This window comes from Pseudomonas sp. AC112, assembly GCF_979253545.1.
Window position 1 is genome coordinate 2,638,315 of record NZ_CEEDCM010000001.1, and the last position, 26,067, is coordinate 2,664,381.

At 61.7% G+C, this 26,067-nt stretch carries 28 protein-coding genes; 12 read left to right on the forward strand and 16 right to left on the reverse strand.

What is annotated here, in order from left to right; all coding sequences use genetic code 11:
* Positions 1-194: 194 nt before the first annotated feature.
* Positions 195-1,394: an MFS transporter gene (locus AC0IYN_RS12165; protein WP_471841548.1), complete on the reverse strand. Its 1,200-nt coding sequence runs from the start codon at positions 1,392-1,394 to the stop codon at positions 195-197.
* 195 nt (positions 1,395-1,589) lie between these two features.
* Complete coding sequence (locus tag AC0IYN_RS12170; RefSeq protein ID WP_471841551.1) at positions 1,590-2,786, reverse strand: class I SAM-dependent rRNA methyltransferase; 1,197 nt, start codon at positions 2,784-2,786, stop codon at positions 1,590-1,592.
* A 310-nt stretch (positions 2,787-3,096) separates the two neighbouring features.
* Between AC0IYN_RS12170 and AC0IYN_RS12175 the strand changes: the two genes are divergently transcribed.
* Both AC0IYN_RS12175 and mutM read left to right on the forward strand, forming a co-directional pair.
* Positions 3,097-3,909 (forward strand): HDOD domain-containing protein, encoded by an 813-nt coding sequence (locus AC0IYN_RS12175; protein ID WP_406599338.1) that lies wholly within the window; start codon positions 3,097-3,099, stop codon positions 3,907-3,909.
* Between the two features lie 21 nt (positions 3,910-3,930).
* Positions 3,931-4,743 carry a bifunctional DNA-formamidopyrimidine glycosylase/DNA-(apurinic or apyrimidinic site) lyase gene (mutM, locus tag AC0IYN_RS12180; RefSeq protein ID WP_028618324.1) on the forward strand — a complete coding sequence of 271 codons (813 nt, stop codon included), beginning with the start codon at positions 3,931-3,933 and terminating at the stop codon, positions 4,741-4,743.
* 113 nt (positions 4,744-4,856) lie between these two features.
* Here mutM and AC0IYN_RS12185 read toward each other — a convergent pair whose 3' ends face one another.
* From AC0IYN_RS12185 to AC0IYN_RS12205, 5 genes are all read right to left on the reverse strand, one after another.
* A complete protein-coding gene (locus AC0IYN_RS12185) occupies positions 4,857-5,108 on the reverse strand; it encodes a YfhL family 4Fe-4S dicluster ferredoxin (protein WP_047278436.1) in 252 nt (83 codons plus the stop codon).
* A gap of 102 nt (positions 5,109-5,210) precedes the next feature.
* Entirely contained in the window at positions 5,211-5,690 is a 480-nt protein-coding gene (coaD, locus tag AC0IYN_RS12190) for a pantetheine-phosphate adenylyltransferase (protein ID WP_003176711.1), read from the reverse strand.
* A 114-nt stretch (positions 5,691-5,804) separates the two neighbouring features.
* On the reverse strand, positions 5,805-7,400 hold the full coding sequence (locus AC0IYN_RS12195; RefSeq protein WP_099493132.1) for a GMC family oxidoreductase: 1,596 nt from the start codon (positions 7,398-7,400) through the stop codon (positions 5,805-5,807).
* 71 nt (positions 7,401-7,471) lie between these two features.
* On the reverse strand, positions 7,472-8,017 hold the full coding sequence (locus AC0IYN_RS12200; protein ID WP_471841557.1) for a twin-arginine translocation pathway signal protein: 546 nt from the start codon (positions 8,015-8,017) through the stop codon (positions 7,472-7,474).
* Between the two features lie 28 nt (positions 8,018-8,045).
* A complete protein-coding gene (locus AC0IYN_RS12205) occupies positions 8,046-9,473 on the reverse strand; it encodes a coniferyl aldehyde dehydrogenase (protein ID WP_457268003.1) in 1,428 nt (475 codons plus the stop codon).
* 146 nt (positions 9,474-9,619) lie between these two features.
* Between AC0IYN_RS12205 and AC0IYN_RS12210 the strand changes: the two genes are divergently transcribed.
* Together AC0IYN_RS12210 and AC0IYN_RS12215 are read left to right on the forward strand one after the other, a co-directional pair.
* The gene (locus AC0IYN_RS12210) at positions 9,620-10,291 is read left to right on the forward strand and encodes a TetR/AcrR family transcriptional regulator (RefSeq protein WP_016976019.1); all 672 of its coding nucleotides are present in this window, start codon (positions 9,620-9,622) and stop codon (positions 10,289-10,291) included.
* A 32-nt stretch (positions 10,292-10,323) separates the two neighbouring features.
* Positions 10,324-11,178 carry a sulfurtransferase gene (locus tag AC0IYN_RS12215; protein ID WP_457240456.1) on the forward strand — a complete coding sequence of 285 codons (855 nt, stop codon included), beginning with the start codon at positions 10,324-10,326 and terminating at the stop codon, positions 11,176-11,178.
* A 90-nt stretch (positions 11,179-11,268) separates the two neighbouring features.
* Here AC0IYN_RS12215 and AC0IYN_RS12220 read toward each other — a convergent pair whose 3' ends face one another.
* The 4 genes from AC0IYN_RS12220 to AC0IYN_RS12235 form a co-directional block, all read right to left on the reverse strand.
* Positions 11,269-12,273: a hydrolase gene (locus AC0IYN_RS12220; protein ID WP_406596606.1), complete on the reverse strand. Its 1,005-nt coding sequence runs from the start codon at positions 12,271-12,273 to the stop codon at positions 11,269-11,271.
* A gap of 102 nt (positions 12,274-12,375) precedes the next feature.
* On the reverse strand, positions 12,376-12,984 hold the full coding sequence (gene rsmD, locus AC0IYN_RS12225; protein ID WP_016976022.1) for a 16S rRNA (guanine(966)-N(2))-methyltransferase RsmD: 609 nt from the start codon (positions 12,982-12,984) through the stop codon (positions 12,376-12,378).
* A complete protein-coding gene (locus tag AC0IYN_RS12230; protein ID WP_406596608.1) occupies positions 12,984-14,474 on the reverse strand; it encodes a M16 family metallopeptidase in 1,491 nt (496 codons plus the stop codon). The genes rsmD and AC0IYN_RS12230 overlap by 1 nt, the downstream gene beginning before the upstream one ends.
* Positions 14,467-15,822: a M16 family metallopeptidase gene (locus AC0IYN_RS12235; protein ID WP_078050572.1), complete on the reverse strand. Its 1,356-nt coding sequence runs from the start codon at positions 15,820-15,822 to the stop codon at positions 14,467-14,469. Before AC0IYN_RS12235 ends, AC0IYN_RS12230 begins: the two co-directional genes overlap by 8 nt.
* Before the next feature lie 231 nt (positions 15,823-16,053).
* On the opposite strand from AC0IYN_RS12235, the gene ftsY reads away from it, so the two are divergent.
* From ftsY to rpoH, 4 genes are all read left to right on the forward strand, one after another.
* The gene (gene ftsY, locus AC0IYN_RS12240; protein ID WP_471841565.1) at positions 16,054-17,445 is read left to right on the forward strand and encodes a signal recognition particle-docking protein FtsY; all 1,392 of its coding nucleotides are present in this window, start codon (positions 16,054-16,056) and stop codon (positions 17,443-17,445) included.
* Positions 17,442-18,113: a cell division ATP-binding protein FtsE gene (gene ftsE, locus AC0IYN_RS12245; protein ID WP_003234627.1), complete on the forward strand. Its 672-nt coding sequence runs from the start codon at positions 17,442-17,444 to the stop codon at positions 18,111-18,113. The genes ftsY and ftsE overlap by 4 nt, the downstream gene beginning before the upstream one ends.
* Positions 18,110-19,135, forward strand: a complete 1,026-nt coding sequence (ftsX, locus tag AC0IYN_RS12250; RefSeq protein WP_028618314.1) for a permease-like cell division protein FtsX — start codon at positions 18,110-18,112, stop codon at positions 19,133-19,135. Before ftsE ends, ftsX begins: the two co-directional genes overlap by 4 nt.
* 129 nt (positions 19,136-19,264) lie before the next feature.
* On the forward strand, positions 19,265-20,119 hold the full coding sequence (gene rpoH, locus AC0IYN_RS12255; protein ID WP_003176698.1) for an RNA polymerase sigma factor RpoH: 855 nt from the start codon (positions 19,265-19,267) through the stop codon (positions 20,117-20,119).
* Between the two features lie 195 nt (positions 20,120-20,314).
* Here rpoH and mtgA read toward each other — a convergent pair whose 3' ends face one another.
* Positions 20,315-21,037 (reverse strand): monofunctional biosynthetic peptidoglycan transglycosylase, encoded by a 723-nt coding sequence (gene mtgA, locus AC0IYN_RS12260; RefSeq protein WP_471841569.1) that lies wholly within the window; start codon positions 21,035-21,037, stop codon positions 20,315-20,317.
* Between the two features lie 74 nt (positions 21,038-21,111).
* Here mtgA and AC0IYN_RS12265 point away from each other — a divergent pair, with 74 nt between their 5' ends.
* From AC0IYN_RS12265 to trmB, 4 genes are all read left to right on the forward strand, one after another.
* On the forward strand, positions 21,112-21,489 hold the full coding sequence (locus AC0IYN_RS12265; RefSeq protein ID WP_071494482.1) for a DUF423 domain-containing protein: 378 nt from the start codon (positions 21,112-21,114) through the stop codon (positions 21,487-21,489).
* 71 nt (positions 21,490-21,560) lie between these two features.
* Positions 21,561-21,761, forward strand: a complete 201-nt coding sequence (gene thiS / locus AC0IYN_RS12270; protein ID WP_032865944.1) for a sulfur carrier protein ThiS — start codon at positions 21,561-21,563, stop codon at positions 21,759-21,761.
* Positions 21,762-21,813: 52 nt separating this feature from the next.
* Complete coding sequence (locus AC0IYN_RS12275) at positions 21,814-22,608, forward strand: thiazole synthase (RefSeq protein ID WP_078050567.1); 795 nt, start codon at positions 21,814-21,816, stop codon at positions 22,606-22,608.
* A 9-nt stretch (positions 22,609-22,617) separates the two neighbouring features.
* Positions 22,618-23,343: a tRNA (guanosine(46)-N7)-methyltransferase TrmB gene (trmB, locus tag AC0IYN_RS12280; protein ID WP_078826457.1), complete on the forward strand. Its 726-nt coding sequence runs from the start codon at positions 22,618-22,620 to the stop codon at positions 23,341-23,343.
* A gap of 144 nt (positions 23,344-23,487) precedes the next feature.
* Here the strand turns inward: trmB and AC0IYN_RS12285 are convergent, their stop codons facing one another.
* From AC0IYN_RS12285 to AC0IYN_RS12300, 4 genes are read right to left on the reverse strand one after another with little or no spacing between them, the layout of a single operon-like run.
* A complete protein-coding gene (locus tag AC0IYN_RS12285) occupies positions 23,488-23,811 on the reverse strand; it encodes a DUF3392 domain-containing protein (protein ID WP_015886351.1) in 324 nt (107 codons plus the stop codon).
* Between the two features lie 19 nt (positions 23,812-23,830).
* A complete protein-coding gene (gene hemW / locus AC0IYN_RS12290; protein WP_406596610.1) occupies positions 23,831-25,033 on the reverse strand; it encodes a radical SAM family heme chaperone HemW in 1,203 nt (400 codons plus the stop codon).
* On the reverse strand, positions 25,030-25,626 hold the full coding sequence (gene rdgB, locus AC0IYN_RS12295) for an RdgB/HAM1 family non-canonical purine NTP pyrophosphatase (RefSeq protein WP_457240518.1): 597 nt from the start codon (positions 25,624-25,626) through the stop codon (positions 25,030-25,032). The genes hemW and rdgB overlap by 4 nt, the downstream gene beginning before the upstream one ends.
* On the reverse strand, positions 25,623-26,057 hold the full coding sequence (locus AC0IYN_RS12300; protein ID WP_078050563.1) for a DUF4426 domain-containing protein: 435 nt from the start codon (positions 26,055-26,057) through the stop codon (positions 25,623-25,625). Before AC0IYN_RS12300 ends, rdgB begins: the two co-directional genes overlap by 4 nt.
* Positions 26,058-26,067 lie beyond the last annotated feature (10 nt).

Consider the following 26,067-nt stretch of genomic DNA (forward strand, 5'->3'; position numbering starts at 1 on the left):
CGTCTGGAACACTCAGAAATGGCCGTGTGTCCGGAAGTTGCCACTCGCGTCGCGGGATCGCCGCGTGCTTGGGCCTCGAGCTCATAAACCCGCCGGGGGATGACTGGCGATGAATAGCGTCGATTCTACACCGCTGGCGGCTGGAGGGAATGGCCGCAACCGTGAAGATAGCGGCTACGGGACGTGCGGGTCGGTCAGCCTCCGGTTCTGGCATTGGTCAGCCAGCCCCACAGGCTGAAGACGATGAAGCTCAGGGCGATGCTCATCAATAGGTTGGACCCGGTTTGCGCCAGGGCGGCACTGCTTATGGCGGCTGTCAGGAACATGATGCTGTTGCCCGCCGAGGCGGCAGTGCCCGCGCTGCTTGAGAACAGCAGCATCGCCGCAGAAATCGCCGCCGGGCGAACCAGGGTTACGGCCAGGGCGCTGATTAACATCGGGATGAGCAACGTCACAGTGGTGATGGCGTCCAGGCTGACGATCAGCGTTAACAGCACGCCAGCGACCAGCAGCAGCCCCAGGCCGATATTGATTTGCCGGGACAGCGAAATCCGCTTTTGCAGGTACGAGGCCGCAACGCCGCCCAGCAGATAGGCCACGCCGTACACCATCAGCACCAGCGCGTACTGGTATTCGGAGAGCTTCAGCGCGTCCATGAAAATCAGCGGTGTCACGCTGATCAAGGCGAAGTAGCAGGCGAATACCAGTGCGGCGATCCACCAGTAGCGCAGGAAGTCGCGATTACGGGCGACGGCTTTCAGCGTGCCGATGATTGACACTGGCGTGCGGTGTGGGCTGGCGGACTTGGACGGCAGGATGCAGAGGGCGTGGATCAACATGCCCAGTGCCATTACGGCGAACCCATAAAAGCTGCCTTGCCAGTCGAAGGTGGTTTGCAGCCAGGACCCGATCAACGGCGACAACGCAACGAATGAGCCGCTCAGGGTCATGTAGTAAAGGCGCACGCGAGCGCGGTCTTGCTCCTCGAACAGGTCTTCCACCAGTGCGTGGCCTAATACAAAAAAGCCGCAGCCCATGGCCTGGACTGAGCGAAACAGCAGGAAGGTCAGGTAGTCCGTCGCCAGTGCGCAACCGATGGCACCCAGGATCGACAGCGTAATGCACCCGAGCAGGACTTCCTTGCGCCCCCATTTGTCCGACAGCGGGCCGGTGATCAGTTGAGAAATGGAAAAGACCAGGGTGAACAGGCTGATGGACAGCGCGACCTCGGCGGTGGGCGTATCGAACCTTTCAGCCAAGGCGGGAAAGGAGGGCAGCAGGATATTGATCGGGAAAAAGCTGATCAGTGAGATGCAGGTGATGAGGATGAAGCGCGAGAGTTGTTGGCGTTTTATCTCGCCACTGAGCGGGGGCGAGTAGGTGGACTCAGACATTGTTTTTGTTTTCCGGAGTAATTCCAGAAACCGATACTAGTCTGCGAAAAATGGAATTCAACCCATAACGCCATAAAGCCTGCAAATCCCCTGTAGGAGCCGGCTTGCCGGCGATAGCGATGGGTCAGGCGCTGATGCAGCGCCAGGCATAACGCCATCGCCGGCAAGCCGGCTCCTACAGGGGGGCGGTGTTACTTAGCTATTTGGCAACAACCGGCAGGTAATGCTCTTGATGTAGCGTGTCTCGGCAATCGCCGGGTGCACCGGGTGATCCGGACCCTGGCCGCCACGTTCGAGCATCTGGATGTTGCGGTCCAGGTGACGGGCGCTGGTCAGCAGGATGTTTTGCAGGTCGTCTTCCGGCAGGTGCATGGAGCACGACGCGCTGACCAGGATGCCGTCCTTGCTGAGCAGGCGCATGGCTTGCTCGTTGAGGCGGCGGTAGGCGCCTTCGCCGTTCTTCATGTCTTTTTTGCGTTTGATGAAGGCCGGTGGGTCGGCGACGATCACGTCGAAGCGTTCTTCGCTGGCTTTCAGTTCTTTCAAGGCTTCAAACACGTCGCCTTCGATGCAGGTCATCTTCTCGGCAAAGCCGTTCAGCGCGGCATTGCGCTCCACGCCGTCGAGGGCGAAGGCGGAGGCGTCGACGCAAAACACTTCACTGGCGCCGAAGGCCGCGGCTTGCACGCCCCAGCCGCCGATGTAGCTGTACAGGTCGAGCACGCGCTTGCCTTTGGCATACGGGGCCAGGCGTGCGCGGTTCATGCGGTGGTCGTAGAACCAGCCGGTCTTCTGGCCGTGGATCACCGGGGCTTCGAATTTCACGCCGTTTTCTTCCAGCGCAACCCACTCCGGCACCAGGCCGAACACGGTTTCGACGTAGCGGTTGAGGCCTTCGGCGTCGCGCGCGGCGGAGTCGTTCTTGAACAGGATGCCGCTCGGCTGGAGCACTTGTGTCAGGGCGGCGATCACGTCTTCTTTATGCGCTTCCATGGTCGCCGAGGCGATCTGCACCACCAGGATGTCGCCGAAACGGTCGACCACCAGGCCTGGCAGCAGGTCGGAATCACCGTAGACCAGGCGGTAGAACGGCTTGTCGAACAAGCGATCGCGTAGGGACAGGGCGACGTTCAGGCGGTGCACCAGCAGCGACTTGTCCAACGGCAACTTGATGTCGCGCGACAGCAGGCGGGCGCAGATCAGGTTGTTCGGGCTCATGGCCACGATGCCCAGGGTCTTGCCGCCGGCCGCTTCGAGGATGGCCTGGTCGCCCGCCTGGAAGCCGTGAAGTGGGGTGGCGGCCACGTCGATTTCGTTGCTGTAGACCCACAGGTGGCCGTTGCGCAAACGACGATCGGCGTTGGCTTTGAGACGCAGGCTTGGCAGGGACATGACGTCGCTCCGGAAAAAAGAGCGGGAGTATACCGTGTTGTGTCGATGTTGGCCGCGCCGCCAGACATGTGGGGCTGCCTTGTGTAGGAGCCGGCTTGCCGGCGATGCAGTCGACGCGGTCTTTCAGTCACTTCAAGGTGATGCTATCGCTGGCAAGCCAGCTCCTACAGGTAATTGGGGTTCGGCCCGGGTTTTTGAGGTGTCAGTCAAGTTCCCATAGAGGTTAGAATCCCCGCCTAGCCCAGAGTATGTACTTATGTCCCAAGAGCTTTCTTCCGAACAGATCCAACAGGCCCTGCAAGGCATCAGCGTGCCGCCCCAGCCGCAAATCATGGTGGATTTGCAGATGGAGCAATACATGCCCGACCCGGACCTGGAAGTGATCGCCCGGTTGATCTCCCAGGACCCCGGCCTGTCCGGTGCGCTGCTGAAGATCGTCAACTCGTCGTATTACGGGCTGAGCAACAAGATTGCCTCGATCCAGCGTGCCGTGAACCTGCTGGGCAGCCGTTCGATCATCAACCTGATCAACGCGCTGTCGATCAAGGGCGAGATGAGCGACGACACCATCGTCACCCTCAACCGCTTTTGGGACACCGCGCAGGATGTGGCGATGACCTGCCTCACCCTGGCCAAGCGCACCGGCGCCCAGGCGGTGGACGAGGCTTATGCCCTGGGCCTGTTCCACGATTGCGGCGTGCCGCTGATGCTCAAGCGTTTCCCCAATTACATGTCGGTACTGGAGCAGGCCTACGCCAACGCCGGCCCTGATTGCCGCGTGGTCGACACCGAGAACAACGCGTTCAACACCAACCATGCCGTGGTGGGTTACTACACCGCCAAGTCCTGGCGCCTGCCGGAGCATGTGACCGACGCCATCGCCAACCACCACAACGCCCTGGCGGTTTTCAGCGATGAGTCGTCGCGCAATTCGCAGCTCAAGAACCTGCTGGCGATCCTGAAAATGGCCGAGCACATTTGTTCGTCCTACCGCGTACTGGGCAACCAGGCGGTGGACCATGAGTGGAAAGCCATCGGCCATCTGGTGCTGGATTACGTGGGCCTGTCGGACTACGACTTCGAAAGCATGAAGTTGTCGATCCGCGAGCTGGGCGCGCACTGACCCTTCCTTCAAGAGGTACACATGCCCGAGTTGCCAGAAGTCGAAACCACCCGGCGCGGAATCGCGCCGCACCTGGAAGGCCAGCGGGTCAGCCGCGTGGTAGTGCGTGAACGGCGCCTGCGCTGGCCGATTCCGGAAGACCTTGATGTGCGCCTGTCCGGCCAGCGCATCGTGCTGGTGGAGCGACGGGCCAAGTACCTGTTGATCAATGCCGAAGTGGGCACCTTGATCAGCCATTTAGGCATGTCGGGTAACCTGCGACTGGTGGAGGTCGGCATGCCGGCGGCCAAGCACGAGCATGTGGATATCGAGCTGGAATCGGGCATGGCCCTGCGCTACACCGACCCGCGGCGTTTCGGCGCCATGCTCTGGAGCCAGGACCCGCACAACCACGAGCTGTTGCTACGCCTGGGGCCGGAGCCGTTGACCGACCTGTTTGATGGCGAGCGCCTGTTCCAGCTGTCCCGTGGCAAGTCGATGGCGGTAAAACCGTTCATCATGGACAACGCGGTGGTGGTGGGCGTGGGCAATATCTATGCAACGGAAGCGCTGTTTGCGGCGGGGATTGATCCGCGTCGGGCTGCTGGCGGCATTTCGCGCGGGCGTTACTTGAAGCTGGCGATTGAGATCAAACGCGTGCTGGCCGCTGCCATCGAACGCGGCGGTACCACGTTGCGGGACTTTATCGGTGGCGACGGGCAACCCGGGTATTTCCAGCAGGAACTGTTCGTCTATGGCCGCGGTGGCGAGGCGTGCAAGGTCTGCGGGAGCGAGTTGCGCAATGTGGTGCTGGGACAGCGCGCGAGTGTGTTTTGCCCTAAGTGCCAGAGCTGATCTTGTGTGATGGCTGATGCCGCCTTCGCGAGCAAGCCCGCTCCCACATTCGACCGCATTCTCATATTGGAACTCGGTCAACTGTGGGAGCGGGCTTGCTCGCGAAGAGGCCCTTAAGCCTTACCGGTAATCTGCCGGTACTTCTCCATCAACTGCTCTTCCGTCTCCGGATGGGCTTCATCCAGCGGAATGCAATCCACCGGGCACACCTGTTGGCACTGAGGCTCGTCGTAGTGGCCGACACACTGGGTGCACAGGTTGGGGTCGATCACGTAGATCTCTTCGCCCTGGGAAATTGCGGCGTTCGGGCACTCGGGTTCGCAGACGTCGCAGTTGATGCAATCGTCGGTGATGATCAGGGACATGGAAACTCCTGCCAGGGCTGTCAGCCAAGGCATCTGAAAACTAATGCGCGCAATTGTGCCGCATTGGCGCCCGCAGTGCGAGCAGGCGCCGATTGAACGGTGTTACTTCTTGAAGCGCAGCGTCAGTGCATCTGCTACAGCCGGATGTACGAACTTGGTGATATCCCCGCCCAAAGCGGCGATTTCACGGACCAACGTCGAGGAAATGAACGAATAACGTTCCGACGGGGTGAGGAACAGGCTCTCCACGTCCGGCGCCAGTTGGCGGTTCATGTTGGCCAGCTGGAATTCGTATTCGAAGTCCGACACCGCGCGCAGGCCGCGCAGGAATACGTTGGCGTTCTGCTCTTTGGCGAAATGCGCCAGCAGCGTGGAAAAACCGACCACTTCCACGTTGGGCAGGTGTTTGGTGACCTCACGCGCCAGCTCCACGCGCTGTTCCAGGGGAAACAGCGGGTTTTTCTTGGGGCTGGCTGCGACCGCGATGATCACATGGTCGAACAAGCGTGAGGCACGTTCGACCAGATCGCCATGGCCTTTGGTAATCGGGTCGAAGGTACCTGGGTACAACACTCGGTTCATCGCGTCGTCCTGGCGGAGTCCGTTGGGGAACCGGATGGTATCGCAGCCATCCCGGTCGGGAAAGTCAACTTATGCAGAAGAAAGCAGTATAGACATGGCGAATACCGTGTTTTTTCACGCTGTTTTCAGACGTTCGGCCAATGCTGTCGCCAGTTGGGCGGTCAAACCGTACACCGATAATTGTGGGTTGGCCCCAATGCTGGTGGGGAATAAAGAGCCATCGTGAATCGACAGGTTGCGCAGTTGGTGGTGCCGACCGAGGCTGTCGGCCACTGCGTTTTTCGGGTCTTCGCCCATGGCACAACCGCCCATCACATGGGCGCTGCCCAGGCACGTGCGGTGCAGCTCCAGGTTCAGGTCGTCAATCATCGTGCGGGCTTCGCCCAGGGTTTTGACGTAGCGCGCATCGTGATGCAGCGGCTTGACCGACTTGGCGCCCGCCGCGAACTGGATCTCGGCCATGCTGTGGAACGCGCGGCGCAAGCCATCCCAGGCGTAGTCCGACACCTGGTAGTCGAGCACCGGCGTGCCATCGCCGCGCAACTCCACACTGCCGCCCGGGCTGTCGGGGTGGAAGCCGTCGCGCAGCAGCGCCAGCATCGCGTGGGTGTTGGGCAACTGGCTCATGTCCAGGGCGTTCTGGGTGCCGTAGCCGCCGAGCAGGGTGCTGGCCAACGCCGGGTGCAGGGGCGGGGCCTCCAACTTGTACGACATTTTGCCCGTGGTGCCGTCCTGCCACTGGAAATGGTCGGAATAGATCGACTGCGGCGCGCCGTAGAACGGGTTGATCACCTCGTCGAACAACCCGGCGGAGAAATTCACCAGGTGCAGGAAGGTGCGTTTACCCAGCCGTGAATGTGGGTCGGGCGCGTCTGAGCGCATCAGCAGCGCCGGGCTGTTGATGCCGCCGCCCGAGAGCACGTAATGCTTGGCTTTTACCGTGATCTTGCGTCCGGTCGGCGCCACGCACAGGGTATCCATGGCCACGCATTCCAGGCTGTTGATGGTGTCGCCGCTGTAGTTGAGGCGTTCGGCGCGGGCCAGGTAGAGCAGTTCGCCACCCTTTTCCAGGGTGGAGGGAATGGTGGTCACCAGCATCGACTGCTTGGCGTTGACCGGGCAGCCCATGCCGCAGTAACCCAGGTTGAAACAGCCGCGCACGTTGCGTGGGATCACGTGCCAACTGTAACCGAGCTTTTCGCAGCCTTTGCGGATCACATCGTTATTGGGGTTGGGCGGCAGGGCCCAGGGCGCGATGCCCAGGCGTTGCTCCATTTTCTCGAACCAGGGTGCCATCTCCGCGCTGCTGTGGCCCTTCACGGCGTATTCGCTGGCCCAATGGGCAAGGGTGGCGTCCGGGGTACGAAAGCTCGATGTCCAGTTGATCAGCGTGGTGCCACCCACGGCCCGGCCCTGCAGGATGGTGATCGCGCCATCCTTGCTCATGCGGCCGATGCCCTCCTGGTACAAGCTGGTGTAGGCCTCGTCTTCGAGCAACTTGAAATCGCTGCTGGTCTTGAGCGGGCCTTCTTCGATCAGCAGCACTTTGTAGCCCGCTGCACTGAGGATTTCAGCAGTGGTACCGCCTCCGGCGCCGCTGCCGATGATCACGACGTCGGCCTCCAGGGTCAGGTCGTTGTCGAGGGCGGCGCCATTGTGGGTTTTCCAGCCACGGGCCATGCCGTCGCGGAACAGGTCGGGTACGGGCATAAACAGGCACTCTTATTGTTGTGGTGAACAGGTAGGAGCCGGCTTGCCGGCGATCCAGGCGACGCGGTGTGTCAGATCTTCGGTGGCCCGGGGTAGCCGCAATGGGCCCAGGACGCGGGCTGGAAGTACCAGGCCATGATCACCAGCTTGAGCAGCGACCCCTGGCCCATGCGCAGCAGGTTCAGGTAGCTGTTTTCCCAGCGGTGCAGGAAGTTGCGGATCTGTTCGCTGCTGGCGTTTTCCCAACTGCCCCAGACTCCGGTCAGCGGGCCACGGGTGATGGCCATGCCCAGCACGTCGAACATTTGCTGGGTGAGCTTGAACATCTCCGGCGACAGGCGTTGCAGGCTGAAGTCGAGTTTCTTGAGGGTGTCTTCAACGCCGTTGGCAATTGCCTGGGCACTGGCCACACCTTCCAGCAGCACCGGGATTACGGCGCGCAGGAACGGTAGATCACTGCTACGCAACATCACGAAACCGCTGGCCGGCGTGCTGCTGGAGCAACCGCTGAGGCTGGCGCCCAGCCCGGCGGTTGCCAGGAAGGCGCTGGCACACAGGCCGATTTTCAGGACGCCGCGCCGCGACAGCGCGGGTGTTTCAGTCAGGCTAGGGTTCATTGTTATTGTTATCCCGTGGGTGGCGGTGTCAGCGGACGAACAGCTTCTGGATCAACTTCTGGATGGCTTTGCCGTAGGGCGGATAGATCAGCTTCGCAGCGTTCAGGCGCTGTTTCACCAGTACGCCCTTGGCTTTGCTGAAGGTGAGGAAGCCTTCGTGGCCGTGGTAGTGACCCATGCCCGACGGGCCGATGCCGCCAAATGGCATGTCGTCCTGGGCCACATGCAGCAGCGTGTCGTTCAGGCACACACCGCCGGAATGGGTTTCGTGGAGCACACGACCCTGCTCGCCCTTGTTGTAGCCGAAGTAATACAGGGCCAGTGGGCGAGGGCGTTGGTTGATGTAGGCAAACGCTTGGTCGATGCCGCGATAGGGCACGATCGGCAGCACCGGGCCGAAAATTTCGTCCTGCATCACCGTCATGTCATCGCTGACATTCAACAATAGGCTGTGGGCCATGCGTCGCGCCTGGCCCTGGTCGTACAGCGGGATCAGGGTGGCGCCCTTGTCGGTGGCGTCCTTGACGTAGGCATTCAGCCGGGCCAGTTGCCGCTCATTGATGATGGCGGTGTAGTCCGGGTTGTCGGCCAGGGTCGGATAAAACCCGCGTACAGCCTGGGTGTAGGCCTCCACGAACGCCTCGACCCGGTCTTCCGGCACCAGTACATAGTCGGGCGCGACACAGGTCTGGCCCGCATTCAACGCCTTGCCGAAGGCGATACGTTCGGCGGCGTCCTTGAGCGGCACGTCGGCAGACACGATGGCGGGCGACTTGCCGCCCAACTCCAGGGTGACCGGTGTGAGGTGTTCGGCCGCCGCACGCATCACGTGCTTGCCGATGCTGGTGGCGCCGGTAAACAACAGGTGATCGAAGGGCAGCTTGGAGAACGCCATGCCGACTTCGGCTTCACCCAGCACCACGCACACCAGGTCCTCGGGGAAGATCTTCGCCAGCAGCACTTTGAGTAACTCGCCCGTGGCGGGGGTGGATTCGCTGAGCTTGAGCATCACCCGGTTACCCGCCGCCAATGCGCCGACCAGTGGCCCGATGGCCAGGTACAGTGGGTAGTTCCAGGGCACGATCACCCCGACCACGCCCAAGGGTTGGTAGATGACTTTGGCCGAGGCGGGTTGGAAGGCAATGCCTACAGCGCGTCGGGAAGGTTTCATCCAGCCCTTGAGGTGTTTGCTGGCATAGTGAATGCCGTGCAGGCTGGGCATCAGTTCGGCAAACAGGGTTTCGTCAGCGCTACGGTGGCTGAAGTCTTGGCTGATCGCGTTGATCAGCGCCTGGCGCTCGTCGCTGAGCAGGTCGCGCAGGGCCTTGAGCCATTGCTGGCGCTGGGCCGCCGGCGGCATCGGGTTGGCGGCGTAGGCACGGCGCTGGGTGTCGAACAGGTCTTGGAGTTGATCCAGCGCCTGGGAATCTTGCAGGTAGGCAACGTTGGCAGACATGGCGGCGTTCCCGATTGTTATTGGTCTGCCTGGATTTTTAGAGTCATTGCTCTAAATTGTCAAATGTCATTACGCCTACGTGCGGATTTATCCCTGCAAGAATAGGCCGTAAGATGCCCCATCACGTGTACAGAAGCTGATTCCCTATGGCACCACGAGTAAAGACCAGCGAGCGCATTGTGCAAACCAGCCTGGAGCTTTTTAACCAGCAGGGCGAGCGCAGTGTGAGCACCAACCACATTGCTGCCCATATGGAAATTTCGCCGGGCAACCTGTACTACCACTTCCCCAACAAGCAGGCGATCATCGCCGTACTGTTTCGTGAATACGAAGCCCTGGTGGACAGTTTCCTGCGCCCACCCCAAGGCCGCGCGGTTACAGTCGAAGACAAACGCTTCTACCTGCAAGCCGTGTTGGCTGGTATGTGGCGCTACCGTTTCCTGCACCGCGACCTCGAACACCTGCTGGAAAGCGACCCGGAACTGGCCACCGGCTACCGGCGTTTTTCCCAGCGCTGCCTGACCCAGGGTGGGGCTATCTACCAAGGGTTTGTCGACGCCGGCATCCTCAATATGGACCCGGTACAAACCGAAGCCCTGACCCTCAATGCCTGGATCATCCTCACCTCTTGGGTGCGGTTTTTGTGCACCACCAATGAGAACTCGGCCCACCTGAGCGCCGAGGCGATCAAGCGCGGTGTGTATCAGGTGCTGGTGCTGGAGGCGGGTTTTGTCACGCCCCAGGCGAAAGAAGCAGTGGATGCCTTGTTCAAGGAATTTTACGTGCCGTTAAATCAGGCATTGGAAGAAGTGAAGTAGGACCTTTCCCGAATCGTTCATAGGAGTCCGTCATGCCGCTTGCCCAATTGATCAGCCCCCAGCAACTGGCCGAGCGCCAGAAGGCCGATGGGGTGGTGATCCTGGATTGCCGTTTTGCCCTGGAAGACCCGGATTACGGGCTCTGCAGCTATGCCGAAGGGCATATCGAGGGCGCGCAGTATGCCGACCTGGAGCGACACCTCAGTGGCCCGGTGACCAAGGGGGTCACTGGACGTCACCCATTGCCGGCGGCGGACACCTTGGTTCAGCAATTACGGGCCTGGGGCATCAGCGCAGATACCGATATTGTGCTGTATGACGACGGCCCCGGCGCCTATGCCGCCCGCGCCTGGTGGCTGCTGGCCTGGCTGGGCAAGCGCGATGGCGTGTTTATCCTGGATGGCGGCCTCAAGGCCTGGCACTCCGCCGGTTTCCCGCTGAGCCTGGACGCGCCGCTGGTTGAGCCTGGGAGCTTCGCCGGTACGCCGGACAACCGCCTGCTGCTGGACGCCGAACACCTGCAAAAACGCTTGGGCCAGCCGGGTCTGACCCTGATCGACGCCCGCGCTCAACCACGTTTTCGCGGCGAAGTGGAGCCGATCGACCCGATCGCCGGGCACATCCCTGGCGCGCAATGTGCGGCCTTCAACGAAAACCTTGGCGCCGATGGCTGCTTCCTTCCGGCTGAACAGCTCAAGCAGCGTTTCGCCGCCCAGTTGCAAGGTCGCTCGCCGGACGAGTTGGTCGCGTATTGCGGCTCTGGCGTGACGGCGTGCCACAACCTCTTCGCCCTGAGCCTGGCGGGTTATCCGTTGGGCAAGTTGTATGCGGGGTCGTGGAGCGAGTGGATTACCGATCCGGCACGGGCAATCGCCACAGGCGACTGATCACACCCCCGTAGTAGCCCGGCTTGCCGGCGATGGCGCCCTGAAGTCTCGCGCAATAGCTACCGGCCCCATCGCCGGCAAGCCGGGCTCCTACAGGTGTGGCTTGGTTTGCGCCAGCAGCCAGGCGGGAATCCGGCGTTCCAGGTAATAGCTTGGCTGTTTGAGAGAACCGTCGACAAAACCTACATGCCCACCTTTGGCTGTCAGCTCAAACTCAGTGCACGCCGACAGTTCACTCGCATCTGGCAGGCTATGGGCAAACACAAACGGATCATCAGCCGCCTGGATGATCAAGGTAGGCGTTTGGATGCCGCCCAGGTAATAGCGGCTCGACGCGCGGCGGTAATAGTCCTCGGCACTCAAGAAACCATGCAACGGCGCAGTGACCCGGCCATCAAAGTCCCAGAACGTGCGCATTTTCTCCAATGAGCCCAGGGCTTCCAGGGTTTTCAGCCCGTCCGCCCGACCATCCTGTAGAAAGCGGCTTTGCTTGACGCGGATATACGCCACCATTTCGCGCATGAAATGCTTCTGGTAAACCCGCGAAAAGCCCAGGCCGATACGGTCCGCGCATTGGTCCAAACGAAACGGCACCGACACCGCCGCGGCGCCTTGCAGCCCGGATGCCGCGCCGGTTTCCCCCAAATGCTTGAGCAGCACATTGCCGCCCAGTGAGTAACCCACGGCATACAACGGCGCCAACGGTCGCTTGGCCCGCAGGTGGGCAATGGCCGCTGCCAGGTCTTCGCTCGCACCGGAGTGATAGCTGCGCGCTAACAGGTTCGGTTCGCCCGAGCATCCACGCCAGTTCAACGCGGCGCTGGCCCAGCCTTGCGCGGCAAGGGCTTTTTGCAGGCCGGCCACGTAGGGCGAGTTGGAGGAACCGGTCAGCCCATGCAGCACCAGCACCAACGGGGATTGCGCGTCATGTGGGCCGTGCCAGTCGAGATCGAGGAAGTCGCCATCTTCCAGCCACAGGCGTTCGCGTTGGCGCTCGATATGGGTAGTGGGGCGCCACAGCGGCCCCCACAGCGTTTGCAGGTGAGGGTTGCCGAGGCCGAAGGCGGGGGTGAACAGGTGGGTAGAAGGCTTCATGGAACTCTCTGTGGCGAGCGCACTTAATTGTGGTGAGCGGGCGGTGCGACGATTCGACAAGCCCGCTCACTACAACACAAGCCCTGCGGCCACGTCCGGAGGTCAGGCGACGCTACGGTGCCACAACGCGTAATACACCCGCCCGGACTTCTGTTCGCGGTGCAGGCGCCAGCCTGCCGGCAGTCCCAGGGTCGAAGGCGCGGTCTCGCTCTCAGTGTAGATCCACGCATCCGGCGCGAGCCATTGGCGCTCTTCCAGCAGCGTGCACACGGTCGGCAGCAGGTTCTGGTTGAACGGTGGGTCGAGGAACACCACGTCGAACTGGCTGGCCGGCTGGGTTTCCAGGTAGCGCAGGGCATCGGCGGTCTGGACCTGGCCGGTGGTGCAGCGCAGGGTGCCCAGGTGTTCCTTGAGGCTGGACACCGCCACATTGCTGGCGTCCAGCGCCTGGCCCAGGGCGGCGCCACGGGACAACGCCTCCAGGAACAGCGCGCCGCTGCCGGCAAACGGGTCCAGTACCTTGGCGCCCGCGATGTACGGTGCAAGCCAGTTGAACAGGGTTTCACGCACGCGGTCCGGCGTCGGGCGCAGGCCCACGACGTCGGGGAAGCTCAGCTTGCGGCTGCGCCATTCGCCGCCAATGATGCGCAGTTGGCCCACACCGTTATGGACGTTGTGGACAGGTTTTTTCGGGCGAGATGAACTGGCCATTAATGCTCCGGAACCCCGAGCGGCTGCTCGGCGGGTTTATCTGTGGGGGGCGGTAGTGGCTTTTGCGCAATCGTCGGGCCGGCGGTCACGATGACCATCTTGTCGGCGCTCAAGTGTTTGTTCATGGCAGCCTTGACCTGCTCTATGGTCAGGGCCTGGGATTGTTTCATGAAATCTTCCAGATAGCTCAGCGGCAGGTTGTAGAAACCCATGGCGCCCAGCTGCCCGACGATATCGGCATTGCTCGCGGTCGACAGCGGGAAGCTGCCGGCCAGCTCGCGCTTGGCGTCATCGAGTTCTTTTTGCGTCGGGCCGGTCTTGAGGTAGTCGGCTACCACATCCTCGACCAGGCGCAGGGTGCCGCCGCTCATTTCCGCGCGGGTCTGCAGGTTGATCATGAACGGGCCACGCACCTGCATCGGCGAGAAGCCGGAGTACACACCATAGGTCAGGCCGCGTTTTTCGCGCACTTCGCTCATCAAGCGGGTGCCGAAACCACCGCCGCCGAGGATCTGGTTACCGAGTGACAAGGCAGCGTAGTCCGGGTCTGCACGGTCGATACCCAGTTGCGCGAACAGCAGGTGCGTCTGCTTGGACGGGAACTCGATACGGCTCAAACCCGGTTTGGGTTCGGTCGGCTGGGCGATTTTTGGCAGGGCGGGGCCCTTGGGCAGCGACGCGGAAACCTTGGCGGTCATGGCTTCGGCTTCGGCGCGGGTGAGGTCGCCGACTACTGCAATCACTGCGTTGCCCGCTGCGTAAGCCTTGGCGTGGAACGCCTGCAACTGCGCGAGGGTAATCTTCGGGACGCTCTCCGGTGTGCCTTCGCTTGGGTGCGCGTAAGGATGGTCGCCGTACAGGCGCTTGAACAGCTCAAGGCTCGCCAGCTTGCCGGGGTTCTGCTTCTGGTACTCGAAGCCGGCGAGGATCTGGTTCTTGATCCGCGCCAGGGAGTCGGCCGGGAAGGTCGGCTTGCCGATCACCTGGTCAAACAGGCTCAGGGCGGCGTCGCGTTTATCGCTGTCGCTGAGGCTGCGCAGGGACACCAGCGCCATGTCGCGGTACGCGCCATTGCCGAAGTCCGCCCCGAGGCCTTCGAAGTCGCGGGCGATCTGGCTCACATCCTTGCCCGGCACGCCTTCGTTGAGCATGGCGTTGGTCATCAGCGCCAGGCCCGGCACGTTGCCGTCCTGGCTGCTGCCGGCGGCGAACAGGATGCGCACGTCGAACATCGGCAGTTCATGGGCTTCGACGAACAGCACCTTGGCACCTTCGGCGGTGGTCCAGGTTTGCACGTCGAGCTTGCGGTTGGTCGGCGCCTTGCCGTCCAGCTCCGCCAGGGATTGCAGCGTGTTGCTCGATTGGGCTTTTTCCAGTGCCGGGCTGGCCACGGAGTCGTTCGGGCGCAGGAAGTACACGGCGCTGGCGGCGATCAGGGTGACGACGACCAGGCCGGGGAAGATCAGGCGGCTGCTTTTGCGATCACTCATGAGCGGTCTCCTGAGGCAGAACATGGGCGACGCTGAGACGTTCGCGGGTGAAATAGGTGCGCGCGGCTTTCTGGATATCTTCCGGGGTCACGCTTTGCAGGTCGGCCAGTTCGGTGTCCATCAACTTCCAGGACAGGCCGACGGTCTCCAGGGAGCCAATGGCCGTGGCCTGGCTGGTGATGGAGTCACGCTGGTAGACCAGGCCGGCAATGACCTGGGCGCGGATGCGTTCCAGCTCTTCGGCGGTCGGTGGCTTGGCCTTCAGCTCTTCCAGCAGGCGCCACAGGCCGGCTTCGGCTTGGGCGACGGTCTTTTTCTTCTGCTGGTTCGGCGTGGCGGACAGCATGAACAGCGTGTCACCGCGGGTATAGGCGTCGTAGTTGGTTGACGCGGCAGAGACCAGCTCTTCACCGCGCTCCAGCTGCTCGGAGATACGAGCGCTGTAGCCGCCGTCCAGCAGGGCCGAGATCAGGCGCAGGGCTTGTACCGAACGCTTGTCTTCGGCGGTGGCCAGGCCAGGGACATTGAAGCCCAGCATTACGCTCGGCAGTTGGGTTTGCACATGCAGGGTCAGCAGGCGCTCGCCGGGCTCGGCCAGCTCCATTGGGATCTTCGCCGGTGGCACGTCGCGCTTGGGGATAGGGCCGAAGTAGCGATTGGCCAGGTTCTTCACCTCGTCCGGGGTGACATCGCCGACCACCACCAGGGTGGCGTTGTTCGGGACGTACCAGGATTGGTACCAGTGGCGCAGCTCTTCGACTTTCATGCGGTCCAGGTCGGCCATCCAGCCGATGGTCGGCGTGTGGTAGCCACTGGCCGGGAATGCCATGGCCTTGAAGCGCTCGTAGGCCTTGGACATCGGGTTGTCGTCGGTGCGCAGGCGGCGCTCTTCCTTGATAACCTCGATCTCGCGGCTGAATTCATCGGCCGGCAGGCGCAGGCTGGCCATGCGGTCGGCTTCCAGTTCGAAGGCAACGCCCAGGCGGTCGCGGGCCAGCACTTGGTAGTAAGCGGTGTAGTCATCGCTGGTGAAGGCGTTCTCTTCCGCGCCCAGGTCGCGCAGGATCAGCGAGGCTTCGCCGGGGCCGACCTTGGCGCTGCCCTTGAACATCATGTGCTCCAGGGCGTGGGACAAACCGGTCTGGCCCGGGGTTTCGTAGCTCGAACCAACCTTGTACCAGACTTGGGAAACCACCACCGGCGCGCGATGATCTTCGCGTACGACGACCTTGAGGCCGTTGTCCAGGGTGAATTCGTGGGTGGGTTGTGGGTCGGCAGCCAGAGCTGAAAGAGGCAGACAAACTGTGCTGAACAGCAGGCCTGCGGCGCGGCGGGCTAGAGCATTCATTCGTTTTTAAACCTGTTGGGCTGCCCGCTTGGTCTTAGCGTCGGCGGGCGAGGAGGTGCTAGGATACTGATCCGACTGAGGGACGGCCACTGCGGCTGTCTTGTTGAGGCCCTATTTTGGCCTTCAAAATGTTGCGCATGAACGAGCTGGCTAAAAAACAGTCTGTTACGCATCGAATTTTATTTACCGGCGCGCCCCTTGGCGCGTCGCTACCTTGAGATAGCCGTCTCCATGTTTGGTTCCAACGACGACAAGAAGACCCCAGCTGCGGCTGGCGAGAAAAAAGGCCTGTTCGGATGGCTGCGCAAAAAGCCGCAGGAAACCGTCGACGAACAGCCACAGGTTCAAGCCGAACCGATCCCCGAGCCTATAGTAGAAGCCGATACGGCTGCCGAAACCCCGGCACCAGTGGTGTTGCCGATGGCCGAACCGGTATTGCAGCCGGTCGTCGAGGTTGAGCCTGAACCCGAGCCGCAGCCCGAGCACAAGCCGTGGCCGGAACTGCCGGTGGCCGAAGAGCCTGTGGCACTGGTTGAAGATGTGCAGGCCGAGCACGTGGTGCCGCCGATTCCGGTGGTCGTTGAGCCGCAGCCGGTGGTCGTTGAAGCGCCAGTTCCCGCACCGGTGGCAATCGAGCCAGTAATTGCCGCTCCCGCCGTTATCGACGAACCTGTCGCGCCTGCCGAAACCAGCAAGACCGGTTTCTTCGCCCGCCTCAAGCAAGGCCTGAGCAAGACCAGCGCCAGTATCGGCGAAGGCATGGCCAGCCTGTTCTTGGGCAAAAAGGTCATCGACGACGAACTGCTGGAAGACATCGAAACCCGCCTGCTTACCGCCGACGTGGGCGTTGAAGCCACCGCCGTGATCATCCAGAGCCTCACCCAGAAGGTCGCGCGCAAGCAACTGACTGATGCCGACGCGCTGTACAAATCCCTGCAGGCCGAACTGGCGGCGATGTTAAAGCCGGTGGAAGCACCGCTGGTGATCACCCCGAACAAGCCGTTCGTGATCCTGGTGGTGGGCGTCAACGGCGCCGGCAAGACCACCACCATCGGCAAGCTGGCCAAGAAGCTGCAGTCCGAAGGCAAAAAAGTCATGCTGGCGGCGGGTGACACCTTCCGCGCCGCCGCGGTTGAACAACTGCAGGTCTGGGGTGAGCGCAACAAGATCCCGGTCATCGCCCAGCACACCGGCGCCGATTCCGCCTCGGTGATCTTCGATGCCGTGCAAGCCGCCAAGGCCCGCAACATTGATGTGCTGATCGCCGATACCGCCGGTCGCCTGCACACCAAAGACAATTTGATGGAAGAGCTGAAAAAGGTTCGCCGCGTGATCGGTAAGCTCGACGCAGACGCCCCGCACGAGGTTCTGTTGGTGCTGGACGCCGGTACCGGCCAGAACGCCATCAGCCAGGCCAAACAATTCAACCAGACGGTGCAACTGACCGGCCTGGCATTGACTAAGCTCGACGGCACGGCCAAGGGCGGTGTGATTTTCGCCCTGGCCAAACAGTTCGGGTTGCCGATTCGTTATATCGGCGTCGGTGAAGGCATCGACGACCTGCGCACCTTTGAAGCCGAACCCTTTGTACAGGCACTGTTTGCCGAGCGGGAGCGTTCATGATTCGATTCGAACAGGTCGGTAAACGCTATGCCAACGGGCATGTGGGCTTGCATGAGCTGAGCTTTCGGGTGCGTCGCGGCGAGTTTCTGTTTGTAACCGGCCACTCCGGCGCCGGCAAAAGTACCCTGTTGCGCCTGCTGCTGGCCATGGAGCGCCCGACCACCGGCAAACTGCTGCTGGCGGGCCAGGACCTGGCCACCATCAGCAATGCACAGATTCCGTTTCTGCGCCGTCAGATAGGCGTGGTGTTCCAGAACCACCAGTTGCTGTTCGACCGCACCGTGTTCAATAACGTGGCGCTGCCGTTGCAGATACTCGGGTTGTCCAAGGCCGAGATCGTCAAGCGCGTGGATTCGGCCCTGGAGCGCGTGGCGTTGTCGGACAAGACCGACCTCTACCCTGGCGACCTGTCCACCGGCCAGCAACAGCGCGTCGGCATCGCCCGCGCCATCGTCCACCGCCCGGCCTTGCTGCTGGCGGACGAACCCACCGGTAACCTCGACCCGCGCCTGGCGGCCGAGATCATGGGGGTGTTCGAAGACATCAACCGCCTGGGCACCAGCGTGCTGATCGCCAGTCACGACCTGGCGCTGATCGCACGCATGCGCCATCGCATGCTGACCCTGCAGCGCGGCCGCCTGATCGGTGACGGGGAGGCCGGCGTATGAGTGCAACACGCAGCCCTAAAGTCTCCGAGCGCGTGGCGCCGAAGCCGGCCGACCCGCAACCGCAGAAGAAAAAACACGATCACGACGATGACGGTCCGGACTTCAGCACCCTGCTGCGCGCCTGGATCGAAAGCCATCGCGCCAGCCTGGTCGACAGCCTGCGCCGCCTGGGCAAGCAGCCGATTGGCAGCTTTTTCACCTGCCTGGTGATGGCGGTGGCCCTGAGCCTGCCGATGGGCTTGTCGTTGCTGCTGAATAATGTGGAGCGCCTCGGCGGTTCCTGGCAGCGCGCGGCGCAGATCTCGCTGTACCTGAACATCGATGCCAGCGCCAAAGACGGTGAAGCGTTGCGCGACGACATCAAGAACATCCCAGGTGTGGCGGATGCCGAGTACATCAGCCGCGACCAGGCCCTTGAAGAGTTCCAGCAACAATCCGGCCTGGGCGAGGCGCTTAAAGAGCTGCCGCAGAACCCGCTGCCGGGCGTGGTACTGGTGACGCCGAATGAAGTCGACAAGCCGGCGCTGGAAGCCCTGCGACAAAAACTCGCAGAGATGCCCAAGGTGCAGCAGGCGCAACTTGATCTAGTCTGGGTAGAGCGCCTGGCGGCGATCCTCAAGCTGGGCGACCGCTTTGTGTTCGGTTTGACGGTGCTGTTGGTGTCTGCATTACTTTTGGTGATAGGTAATACCATTCGTCTTCATATTGAAAACCGTCGCACCGAGATAGAAGTGATTAAACTGGTCGGCGGCACGGACAGCTATGTGCGTCGTCCTTTTCTGTACATGGGCGCGCTTTATGGCTTCGGTGCCGGGGTTTTGTCCTGGGGCGTGCTGGCATTTGGCCTGGACTGGCTGAACGACGCGGTTGTCGGGCTGGCCGGACTCTACGGCAGTGATTTCGCGCTGGCCGGCGTGCCGGTAGCCGATGGTCTGAGTCTCTTGCTAGGCGCGGTATTGTTGGGGTATATCGGTGCTTGGATTGCGGTCGCTCGTCATTTACGCGAGTTGGCACCGAAGTAGTTAATGTCAGATTAATGTGGTTTCGTTTGTATTGACCGTATTGGTGGTTTAGGGAACTTGTCCTACGGTTCCCGGTCAATTTTCGCAGTGCTTCACTGCACGAGTTATGTGAGTCGGAGGTTTTTTCGTATGACCACTTCTTTGCAACCTGCTTATGCCTTGGTCCCAGGTGCGAACCTGGAAGCCTATGTGCACACGGTCAACAGCATTCCATTGCTGACGCCCGAGCAGGAGCGTGAACTGGCCGAGAGTCTCTACTATGAGCAGGATTTGGGGGCGGCTCGGCAGATGGTGCTCGCCCACCTGCGTTTTGTCGTACATATCGCCCGTAGCTACAGCGGCTACGGCCTGGCCCAGGCTGACCTGATCCAGGAAGGCAACGTCGGCCTGATGAAGGCTGTGAAACGCTTCAACCCGGAAATGGGTGTGCGTCTGGTGTCGTTTGCTGTGCATTGGATCAAGGCGGAAATCCACGAGTTCATCCTGCGCAACTGGCGCATCGTGAAAGTGGCGACCACCAAGGCCCAGCGCAAGCTGTTCTTCAACTTGCGCAGCCAGAAAAAACGCCTGGCGTGGCTGAACAACGAGGAAGTCCACCGTGTGGCCGAAAGCCTTGGTGTGGAACCTCGTGAAGTGCGCGAAATGGAAAGCCGCCTGACCGGCCATGACATGGCCTTCGACCCCGCTGCTGAAGCGGACGACGACAGCGCCTTCCAGTCGCCGGCCAACTACCTGGAAGACCACCGGTACGACCCGGCGCGTCAACTGGAGGATGCGGACTGGAGCGACAACTCCAACCACAACCTGCACGAAGCGCTGGAAGTGCTGGACGACCGCAGCCGTGACATCCTCTACCAGCGCTGGCTGGCGGAAGAGAAAGCCACGCTGCACGACCTGGCACAGAAGTACAACGTGTCGGCCGAGCGAATTCGTCAGCTTGAGAAAAGCGCGATGAACAAGCTGAAGTTGTCGATCGCCGCCTAAAACGCTGCGATAAAACAAAAAAATGCCCCGATCGAGAGATTGGGGCATTTTTGTTTCTGACCTCACGCGAGCCCCTGTGGGAGCTGGCTTGCCAGCGATAGCGGTCTATCAGCGGAAAACGAACGACCTGACAGACCGCGATCGCCGGCAAGCCGGCTCCTACAGAGGGTGGGTGTCAGCCAGATTTGTGGTGTGTCAGTCGGACCAGGGTGCTTTGCGTGAGTTGTTCAGCTCAACCAGATACCCATCCCCACCCAACTGGCTCATCTGCTGGCGAATCCAAGCCGCTCGCCTCGCCACATACGCCGTCGGATGACTGGCACTCCACACCCTCGGGTTAGGCAGTACAGCAGCCAAATAGCTGGCCTGCTGTCGCGATAACCCCTTGGCACTCACCCCAAAGTGATGCCGCGCCGCCGCTTCCGCGCCGAACACGCCTTCATCCCACTCCACGCTGTTAAGGTACACCTCAAGGATCCGTTGCTTAGGCCACAGCACCTCGATCAACCCGGTGAACCACGCCTCCAGGCCTTTGCGCAAATAACTGCGGCCGGCCCACAGGAACAGGTTCTTCGACACCTGCTGGCTCAACGTACTGGCGCCGCGAATCGAGCCACCGCGCTCGTTGTGCAGGATGGCGGCCTGGATTGCGCCAAAGTCAAAACCCCAATGCTGCGGGAAACGCTGGTCTTCACCGGCCATCACCGCCACTTTGAGGTCATCGGAGATCTCGTCCCACGGCACCCAACTGCGCTGCAGGTCAATGGGTTCGCCGTCGAACCAGGATTCAACCTTGCGTTCCACCATCAGCGCGGTGAACGGCGGCGGGACGACACGAAACAGCAGCACCAGCAGCACACTGCCGATGGCAAACCATTTCACGACGTTGAGAAAGCATTTGAAGAGGAGACGCAGCATAGAGATGGCTTGGCCGAACCCGTTGAGCGGGCCATTATACAGACCCGGCCCTTTGAGTCTGACTGGAGTTCCTCATGTTGCGTGGCTTTCTGATGTTGGCTGCCTTTTTCGGCTTCACCGGCGTGGCCCTCGGTGCGTTCGCCGCCCATGGCCTGAAAAACCGCCTGAGCGCCGAGTACCTGGCGATCTTCCATACCGGCGTGACCTACCAACTGGTCCATACCCTGGCGCTGTTCGGCGTGGCGCTGCTGGCGGCGCATATTCCTGGCCGTTTGGTCAGCTGGGCGGGCATCTCGTTTACCGTCGGCATCTTGCTGTTCTCCGGCAGCCTGTATGTGCTGACCCTGACCGGGATCAGCAAGCTAGGCATCATTACGCCGTTTGGCGGGCTAGCGTTCCTTTTAGGTTGGTTTTTCCTCGGTCTGGCGGCGTGGCGCTTGCAGGTCGCCTGACCAAGGGGCTTGGGCCGGCAACGTCAATCGGGCTAGAATGCGGGCCCCTTAAAACGATGGCGGCCCGTGGCATGCGCATTCAGTTGAACGGCGAATCCTTTGAACTGCCCGACGGTGAAACCGTTGCGGCCCTGCTGACCCGTCTGGACCTGACCGGGCGTCGCGTTGCAGTGGAGCTCAACCTGGATATCGTCCCGCGTAGCCAGCACGCCGAGACCGCGCTCACCGAAGGTGATCAGGTCGAAGTGGTCCACGCCATTGGCGGCGGCTGATCGCGCAGCTTCCTGAATTCTGCAGAACCTCACCCCATTTCGAGGATTTCCCATGAGCATCGTTCGTAACGACAAGCCCTTCGTCCTGGCCGGTCGTACCTACCAGTCCCGTCTGCTGGTCGGCACCGGCAAGTACCGCGACATGGAAGAAACCCGTCTGGCCATCGAAGCCTCGGGCGCCGAGATCGTCACCTTCGCCGTGCGCCGCACCAACCTTGGCCAGATCGAAGGCGAACCGAACCTGCTCGAAGTGCTGTCGCCGGATCGCTACACCTTCCTGCCGAACACCGCCGGGTGCTACGACGCCATCGAGGCCGTGCGCACCTGTCGCCTGGCCCGTGAGCTGCTCGACGGCCATAACCTGGTGAAGCTGGAAGTGCTGGCCGACCAGAAAACCCTGTTTCCCAACGTGATCGAAACCCTCAAGGCCGCCGAAACCCTGGTCAAGGAAGGTTTCGACGTGATGGTCTACACCAGCGATGACCCGATCATCGCGCGCCAACTGGCGGAAATCGGCTGCATCGCCGTGATGCCGCTGGCCGGCCTGATCGGTTCCGGTCTGGGTATCTGCAATCCGTACAACCTGCAGATCATCCTCGAAGAAGCCAAGATCCCGGTGCTGGTGGATGCGGGTGTAGGCACAGCCTCAGACGCAACCATCGCCATGGAGCTGGGCTGCGACGCGGTGCTGATGAACTCCGCCATCGCCCACGCCCAGCAGCCGATCATGATGGCCGAAGCCATGAACCACGCCATCGTCGCGGGCCGCCTGGCTTACCTCGCCGGTCGCATGCCGAAAAAACTCTACGCCAGCGCCTCCTCGCCGCTGGATGGTCTGATCAAGTAAGAGCCATTGATGACTGAATCAAACGAAACGCCGAACACCCTGGAAGCAGGCGACGAGTCCAAGCACCGCCGCATCAAGAGTTTTGTGATGCGCGCCGGTCGCATGACCGAAGGCCAGCAAAAGGGCCTGGAGCAAGGTACGCCGCTGTTCGTGTTGCCCCTGGCCGACGCGCCGGTGGACTACGACCAGGTGTTCGGCCGTTCGGCCCCGCGCTCCCTGGAAATCGGCTTTGGCATGGGCCACTCCCTGCTGGAAATGGCCGCCGCCGCGCCGGACCAGGACTTCATCGGTGTGGAAGTCCACCGCCCAGGTGTCGGTGCGTTGCTCAACGGTGTGTTGACCCAAGGGCTGACCAACCTGCGTGTGTATGACTGCGACGCGATCGAAGTGCTCAACCGCTGCATCGCCGATAACAGCCTCGACCGCCTGATGCTGTTCTTCCCCGACCCATGGCACAAAGCCCGTCACCACAAGCGCCGCATCGTCCAGGCCTCCTTTGCGGAGTTGGTACGCAGCAAGCTTAAGGTTGGCGGCATCCTGCACATGGCCACCGACTGGGAGCCGTATGCGGAATACATGCTGGAAGTGATGAACGTCGCCCCCGGCTACCGCAACCTCGCCGAAGACGGCAAATGCGTACCACGCCCGGCTGAGCGCCCGATCACCAAGTTCGAACGCCGCGGCGAGCGGCTGGGGCATGGGGTTTGGGATTTGAAGTTCGAGAAGGTGGACTGACAAACCGTTGGTTTGGAATGCGGTCAAAAATGTGGGAGCGGGCTTGCTCGCGAATGGGGTCGATCAGTCAATATCTCCAGTGACTGACACTCCGCATTCGCGAGCAAGCCCGCTCCCACATGTGTATCTGCGTTGGCGTGGGAGTCAGCGGCGGTCTGCGACTACACCAATCAGTACCAGTACCACGATCAACACCGGCGCCAGGCTGTAGTTATTGAACTGGCTCAAGCCCCGCACAATCCACGGTGTGGCGTAGATCAACGCGGCGCCGCTGCCGATCATGCACACCAACGCCATCAGCGGGACGCGCAACGCGCCGGCGATGCTGCCCAAGCGCGCTTCCACCCAGCCTTTGATATCGGCGCCGAACAGCACCAGTAGGCAGCCCACAAGGGCGAGGGAGATTTCCGACAGGTTGCTACGGCTCCAGCGGGATACGGTGGCGAGCAGGTCGAGTACCAAATCCATTCGATTTCCTTAAGAGCGGTCAGCTCAAAAACTTCTGCAACAGGTCATTGAGAAAGAGTTGCCCGCGGTCCGTCGCCGCCAGGCGTGACGGTTCGACCTGCATTAAGCCACTTTGTTCTGCCTCGCGGCGGCCTTCATCGAGGCTCGCCAGTTCCAGGCCGGTACGCTCGGCGTAGAGCCTGGCGTCGACACCTTCGGTGAGGCGCAGGGCGTTCATCAGGAACTCGAATGGCAGTTCTTCGTTGGTCAGTTCCTTCGCGCCGGCCTGGAAGCTTTTTGCCGGGTTGAGGTAGTCCTTCGGCGCCCGGGTCTTCCAGGTGCGCACGATGCGTCCGTCCGGGTGGCTGAGCTTGCCGTGGGCGCCGGCGCCGATGCCAATGAAGTCACCGAAGCTCCAATAATTGAGGTTATGCCGCGCCGGTCGGCCCGCTTGGGCATAGGCCGACACTTCATATTGCGCATAACCGTGTTCGGCGAGCAGCGCCTGGCCGGCTTCCTGAATGTCCCATAACGTATCGTCTTCCGGCAGCGCAGGCGGCTGGTTCCAGAACACGGTGTTGGGTTCCAGGGTCAGCTGGTACCAGGACAAGTGCGTCGGCTTCAGCGCGATGGCTTGGCGCAAGTCGCCGAGGGCGTCGTCCAGGGACTGATCGGGCAGACCGTGCATCAGGTCCAGGTTGAAGTTATCAAAGCCGGCCTGGCGTGCCATGCCGGCAGCGCGCACGGCCTCATCGCCGTTGTGGATGCGGCCCAGGGCCTGGAGCTTTTCCTGCTGGAAGCTCTGGATGCCAATGGACAGACGGTTTATGCCCAGCTTGCGGTACGCGACGAATTTTTCTTGCTCGAACGTCCCGGGGTTGGCTTCCAGGGTGATCTCGATATCGCTGGCAAACGGGATACGCGCTTCCACGCCCTTGAGCAGGCGGCCCAGTGCAGCAGCGCTAAACAGGCTTGGCGTACCGCCACCAAAGAAGATCGAACTCAGCTCGCGACCGTAAACCGCATGCAGGTCCTGATCGAGGTCGGCCAGCAGGGCGTCCACATACTCTTCTTCCGGCAGCACCTTGCTGGCGGTGTGGGAGTTGAAGTCGCAGTAAGGGCATTTGCGCACGCACCACGGGATGTGGATATACAGCGCCAGGGGCGGCAGCACAGGCAAGGCCGCCCGAGGTGTGTGCGCGCCACCGTGGATCAGCGGCTGCGCAGAGGTGTTCTGGGTCATTTCAGGCTCAGGCGTTGGCGCAGCAAATCCATTGCGCGGGCGCGGTGACTGATCTGGTTCTTGTCGGCGGGGCTCAGTTCGGCGCTGGAAACGTTACGCTCAGGCACCCAGAACAGCGGGTCATAGCCAAACCCATGGTCACCGCTGGCCGCATGCAGGATGCGCCCGTGCCACAGGCCTTCGCAAAGGATGGGCAGCGGGTCATCGGCATGCCGCACCAGGGCCAGCACGCAGACGAACTGTGCGCCGCGCTCGGCGTCGGGCACGTCCTTGAGCGCATCCAGCAGCTTGGCGTTGTTGGCGGCGTCGCCCTTGCCATCGGCGTAGCGCGCCGAGTAGATGCCCGGCGCACCACCGAGATAGTCGACCGCCAGGCCCGAGTCATCCGCCAGCGCCGGCAGGCCGGAGATACGTGCGGCATTACGCGCCTTGAGGATGGCGTTCTCGACGAACGACAGGCCGGTCTCTTCCGGCTCCACCTGGCTGAACTCGCCAATCGAGCGCAACTGCACGGCATCGCCGAGCATGGCTTGCAGTTCTTTGAGTTTGCCGGCGTTATGGCTGGCGAGTACGAGTTGGGTAAGGTTCATCATTCCGCCGGAAACAGTTCCTGGTTGAATTGGAAGCTATGGGCTTTGCCGCCGGTTTCAACGTTGATGGTAAAGGTCTTGTATTCCCGCTGGGTCACGGCGTACGGCGCGAGATAATTGATGCCACCTTTTTCGTTGATTTGCTTGAAGGTGAGGATCTCGCTCTTGCCGCCCAAATCCTTGATGGTGCCCGTCACTTGCGCGGCCACCGGGGTCACGCCCTTGATCACGGTCACGTTGATCAGGCCCTTCTCCTTACTGCGTACCACGCCGACTGCCTGGGCAGTTTCCGGTTGCAGGAAGCTGGAGGTGAACGTGTTGTAGTGCACGGTGATGTCACCGAAGTCTTTCTTGCGGTTAGCGTCTATTGCGTCTGCGGCCACGGCGCTGGCGCCCAGGCAGGCGGTCAATAGAAAAATAGCCAAACGACTCATGAGCGTCCCT

What these genes read in the sequence shown, in the direction of transcription:
- AC0IYN_RS12165 (WP_471841548.1), bottom strand. Translation starts at nt 1,394, where the DNA reads ATGTCTGAGTCCACCTACTCGCCCCCGCTCAGTGGCGAGATAAAACGC.
- AC0IYN_RS12170 (WP_471841551.1), bottom strand. Translation starts at nt 2,786, where the DNA reads ATGTCCCTGCCAAGCCTGCGTCTCAAAGCCAACGCCGATCGTCGTTTG.
- mutM (WP_028618324.1), top strand. Translation starts at nt 3,931, where the DNA reads ATGCCCGAGTTGCCAGAAGTCGAAACCACCCGGCGCGGAATCGCGCCG.
- AC0IYN_RS12185 (WP_047278436.1), bottom strand. Translation starts at nt 5,108, where the DNA reads ATGTCCCTGATCATCACCGACGATTGCATCAACTGCGACGTCTGCGAA.
- coaD (WP_003176711.1), bottom strand. Translation starts at nt 5,690, where the DNA reads ATGAACCGAGTGTTGTACCCAGGTACCTTCGACCCGATTACCAAAGGC.
- AC0IYN_RS12195 (WP_099493132.1), bottom strand. Translation starts at nt 7,400, where the DNA reads ATGCCCGTACCCGACCTGTTCCGCGACGGCATGGCCCGTGGCTGGAAA.
- AC0IYN_RS12200 (WP_471841557.1), bottom strand. Translation starts at nt 8,017, where the DNA reads ATGAACCCTAGCCTGACTGAAACACCCGCGCTGTCGCGGCGCGGCGTC.
- AC0IYN_RS12205 (WP_457268003.1), bottom strand. Translation starts at nt 9,473, where the DNA reads ATGTCTGCCAACGTTGCCTACCTGCAAGATTCCCAGGCGCTGGATCAA.
- AC0IYN_RS12210 (WP_016976019.1), top strand. Translation starts at nt 9,620, where the DNA reads ATGGCACCACGAGTAAAGACCAGCGAGCGCATTGTGCAAACCAGCCTG.
- AC0IYN_RS12215 (WP_457240456.1), top strand. Translation starts at nt 10,324, where the DNA reads ATGCCGCTTGCCCAATTGATCAGCCCCCAGCAACTGGCCGAGCGCCAG.
- AC0IYN_RS12220 (WP_406596606.1), bottom strand. Translation starts at nt 12,273, where the DNA reads ATGAAGCCTTCTACCCACCTGTTCACCCCCGCCTTCGGCCTCGGCAAC.
- rsmD (WP_016976022.1), bottom strand. Translation starts at nt 12,984, where the DNA reads ATGGCCAGTTCATCTCGCCCGAAAAAACCTGTCCACAACGTCCATAAC.
- AC0IYN_RS12230 (WP_406596608.1), bottom strand. Translation starts at nt 14,474, where the DNA reads ATGAGTGATCGCAAAAGCAGCCGCCTGATCTTCCCCGGCCTGGTCGTC.
- AC0IYN_RS12235 (WP_078050572.1), bottom strand. Translation starts at nt 15,822, where the DNA reads ATGAATGCTCTAGCCCGCCGCGCCGCAGGCCTGCTGTTCAGCACAGTT.
- ftsY (WP_471841565.1), top strand. Translation starts at nt 16,054, where the DNA reads ATGTTTGGTTCCAACGACGACAAGAAGACCCCAGCTGCGGCTGGCGAG.
- ftsE (WP_003234627.1), top strand. Translation starts at nt 17,442, where the DNA reads ATGATTCGATTCGAACAGGTCGGTAAACGCTATGCCAACGGGCATGTG.
- ftsX (WP_028618314.1), top strand. Translation starts at nt 18,110, where the DNA reads ATGAGTGCAACACGCAGCCCTAAAGTCTCCGAGCGCGTGGCGCCGAAG.
- rpoH (WP_003176698.1), top strand. Translation starts at nt 19,265, where the DNA reads ATGACCACTTCTTTGCAACCTGCTTATGCCTTGGTCCCAGGTGCGAAC.
- mtgA (WP_471841569.1), bottom strand. Translation starts at nt 21,037, where the DNA reads ATGCTGCGTCTCCTCTTCAAATGCTTTCTCAACGTCGTGAAATGGTTT.
- AC0IYN_RS12265 (WP_071494482.1), top strand. Translation starts at nt 21,112, where the DNA reads ATGTTGCGTGGCTTTCTGATGTTGGCTGCCTTTTTCGGCTTCACCGGC.
- thiS (WP_032865944.1), top strand. Translation starts at nt 21,561, where the DNA reads ATGCGCATTCAGTTGAACGGCGAATCCTTTGAACTGCCCGACGGTGAA.
- AC0IYN_RS12275 (WP_078050567.1), top strand. Translation starts at nt 21,814, where the DNA reads ATGAGCATCGTTCGTAACGACAAGCCCTTCGTCCTGGCCGGTCGTACC.
- trmB (WP_078826457.1), top strand. Translation starts at nt 22,618, where the DNA reads ATGACTGAATCAAACGAAACGCCGAACACCCTGGAAGCAGGCGACGAG.
- AC0IYN_RS12285 (WP_015886351.1), bottom strand. Translation starts at nt 23,811, where the DNA reads ATGGATTTGGTACTCGACCTGCTCGCCACCGTATCCCGCTGGAGCCGT.
- hemW (WP_406596610.1), bottom strand. Translation starts at nt 25,033, where the DNA reads ATGACCCAGAACACCTCTGCGCAGCCGCTGATCCACGGTGGCGCGCAC.
- rdgB (WP_457240518.1), bottom strand. Translation starts at nt 25,626, where the DNA reads ATGATGAACCTTACCCAACTCGTACTCGCCAGCCATAACGCCGGCAAA.
- AC0IYN_RS12300 (WP_078050563.1), bottom strand. Translation starts at nt 26,057, where the DNA reads ATGAGTCGTTTGGCTATTTTTCTATTGACCGCCTGCCTGGGCGCCAGC.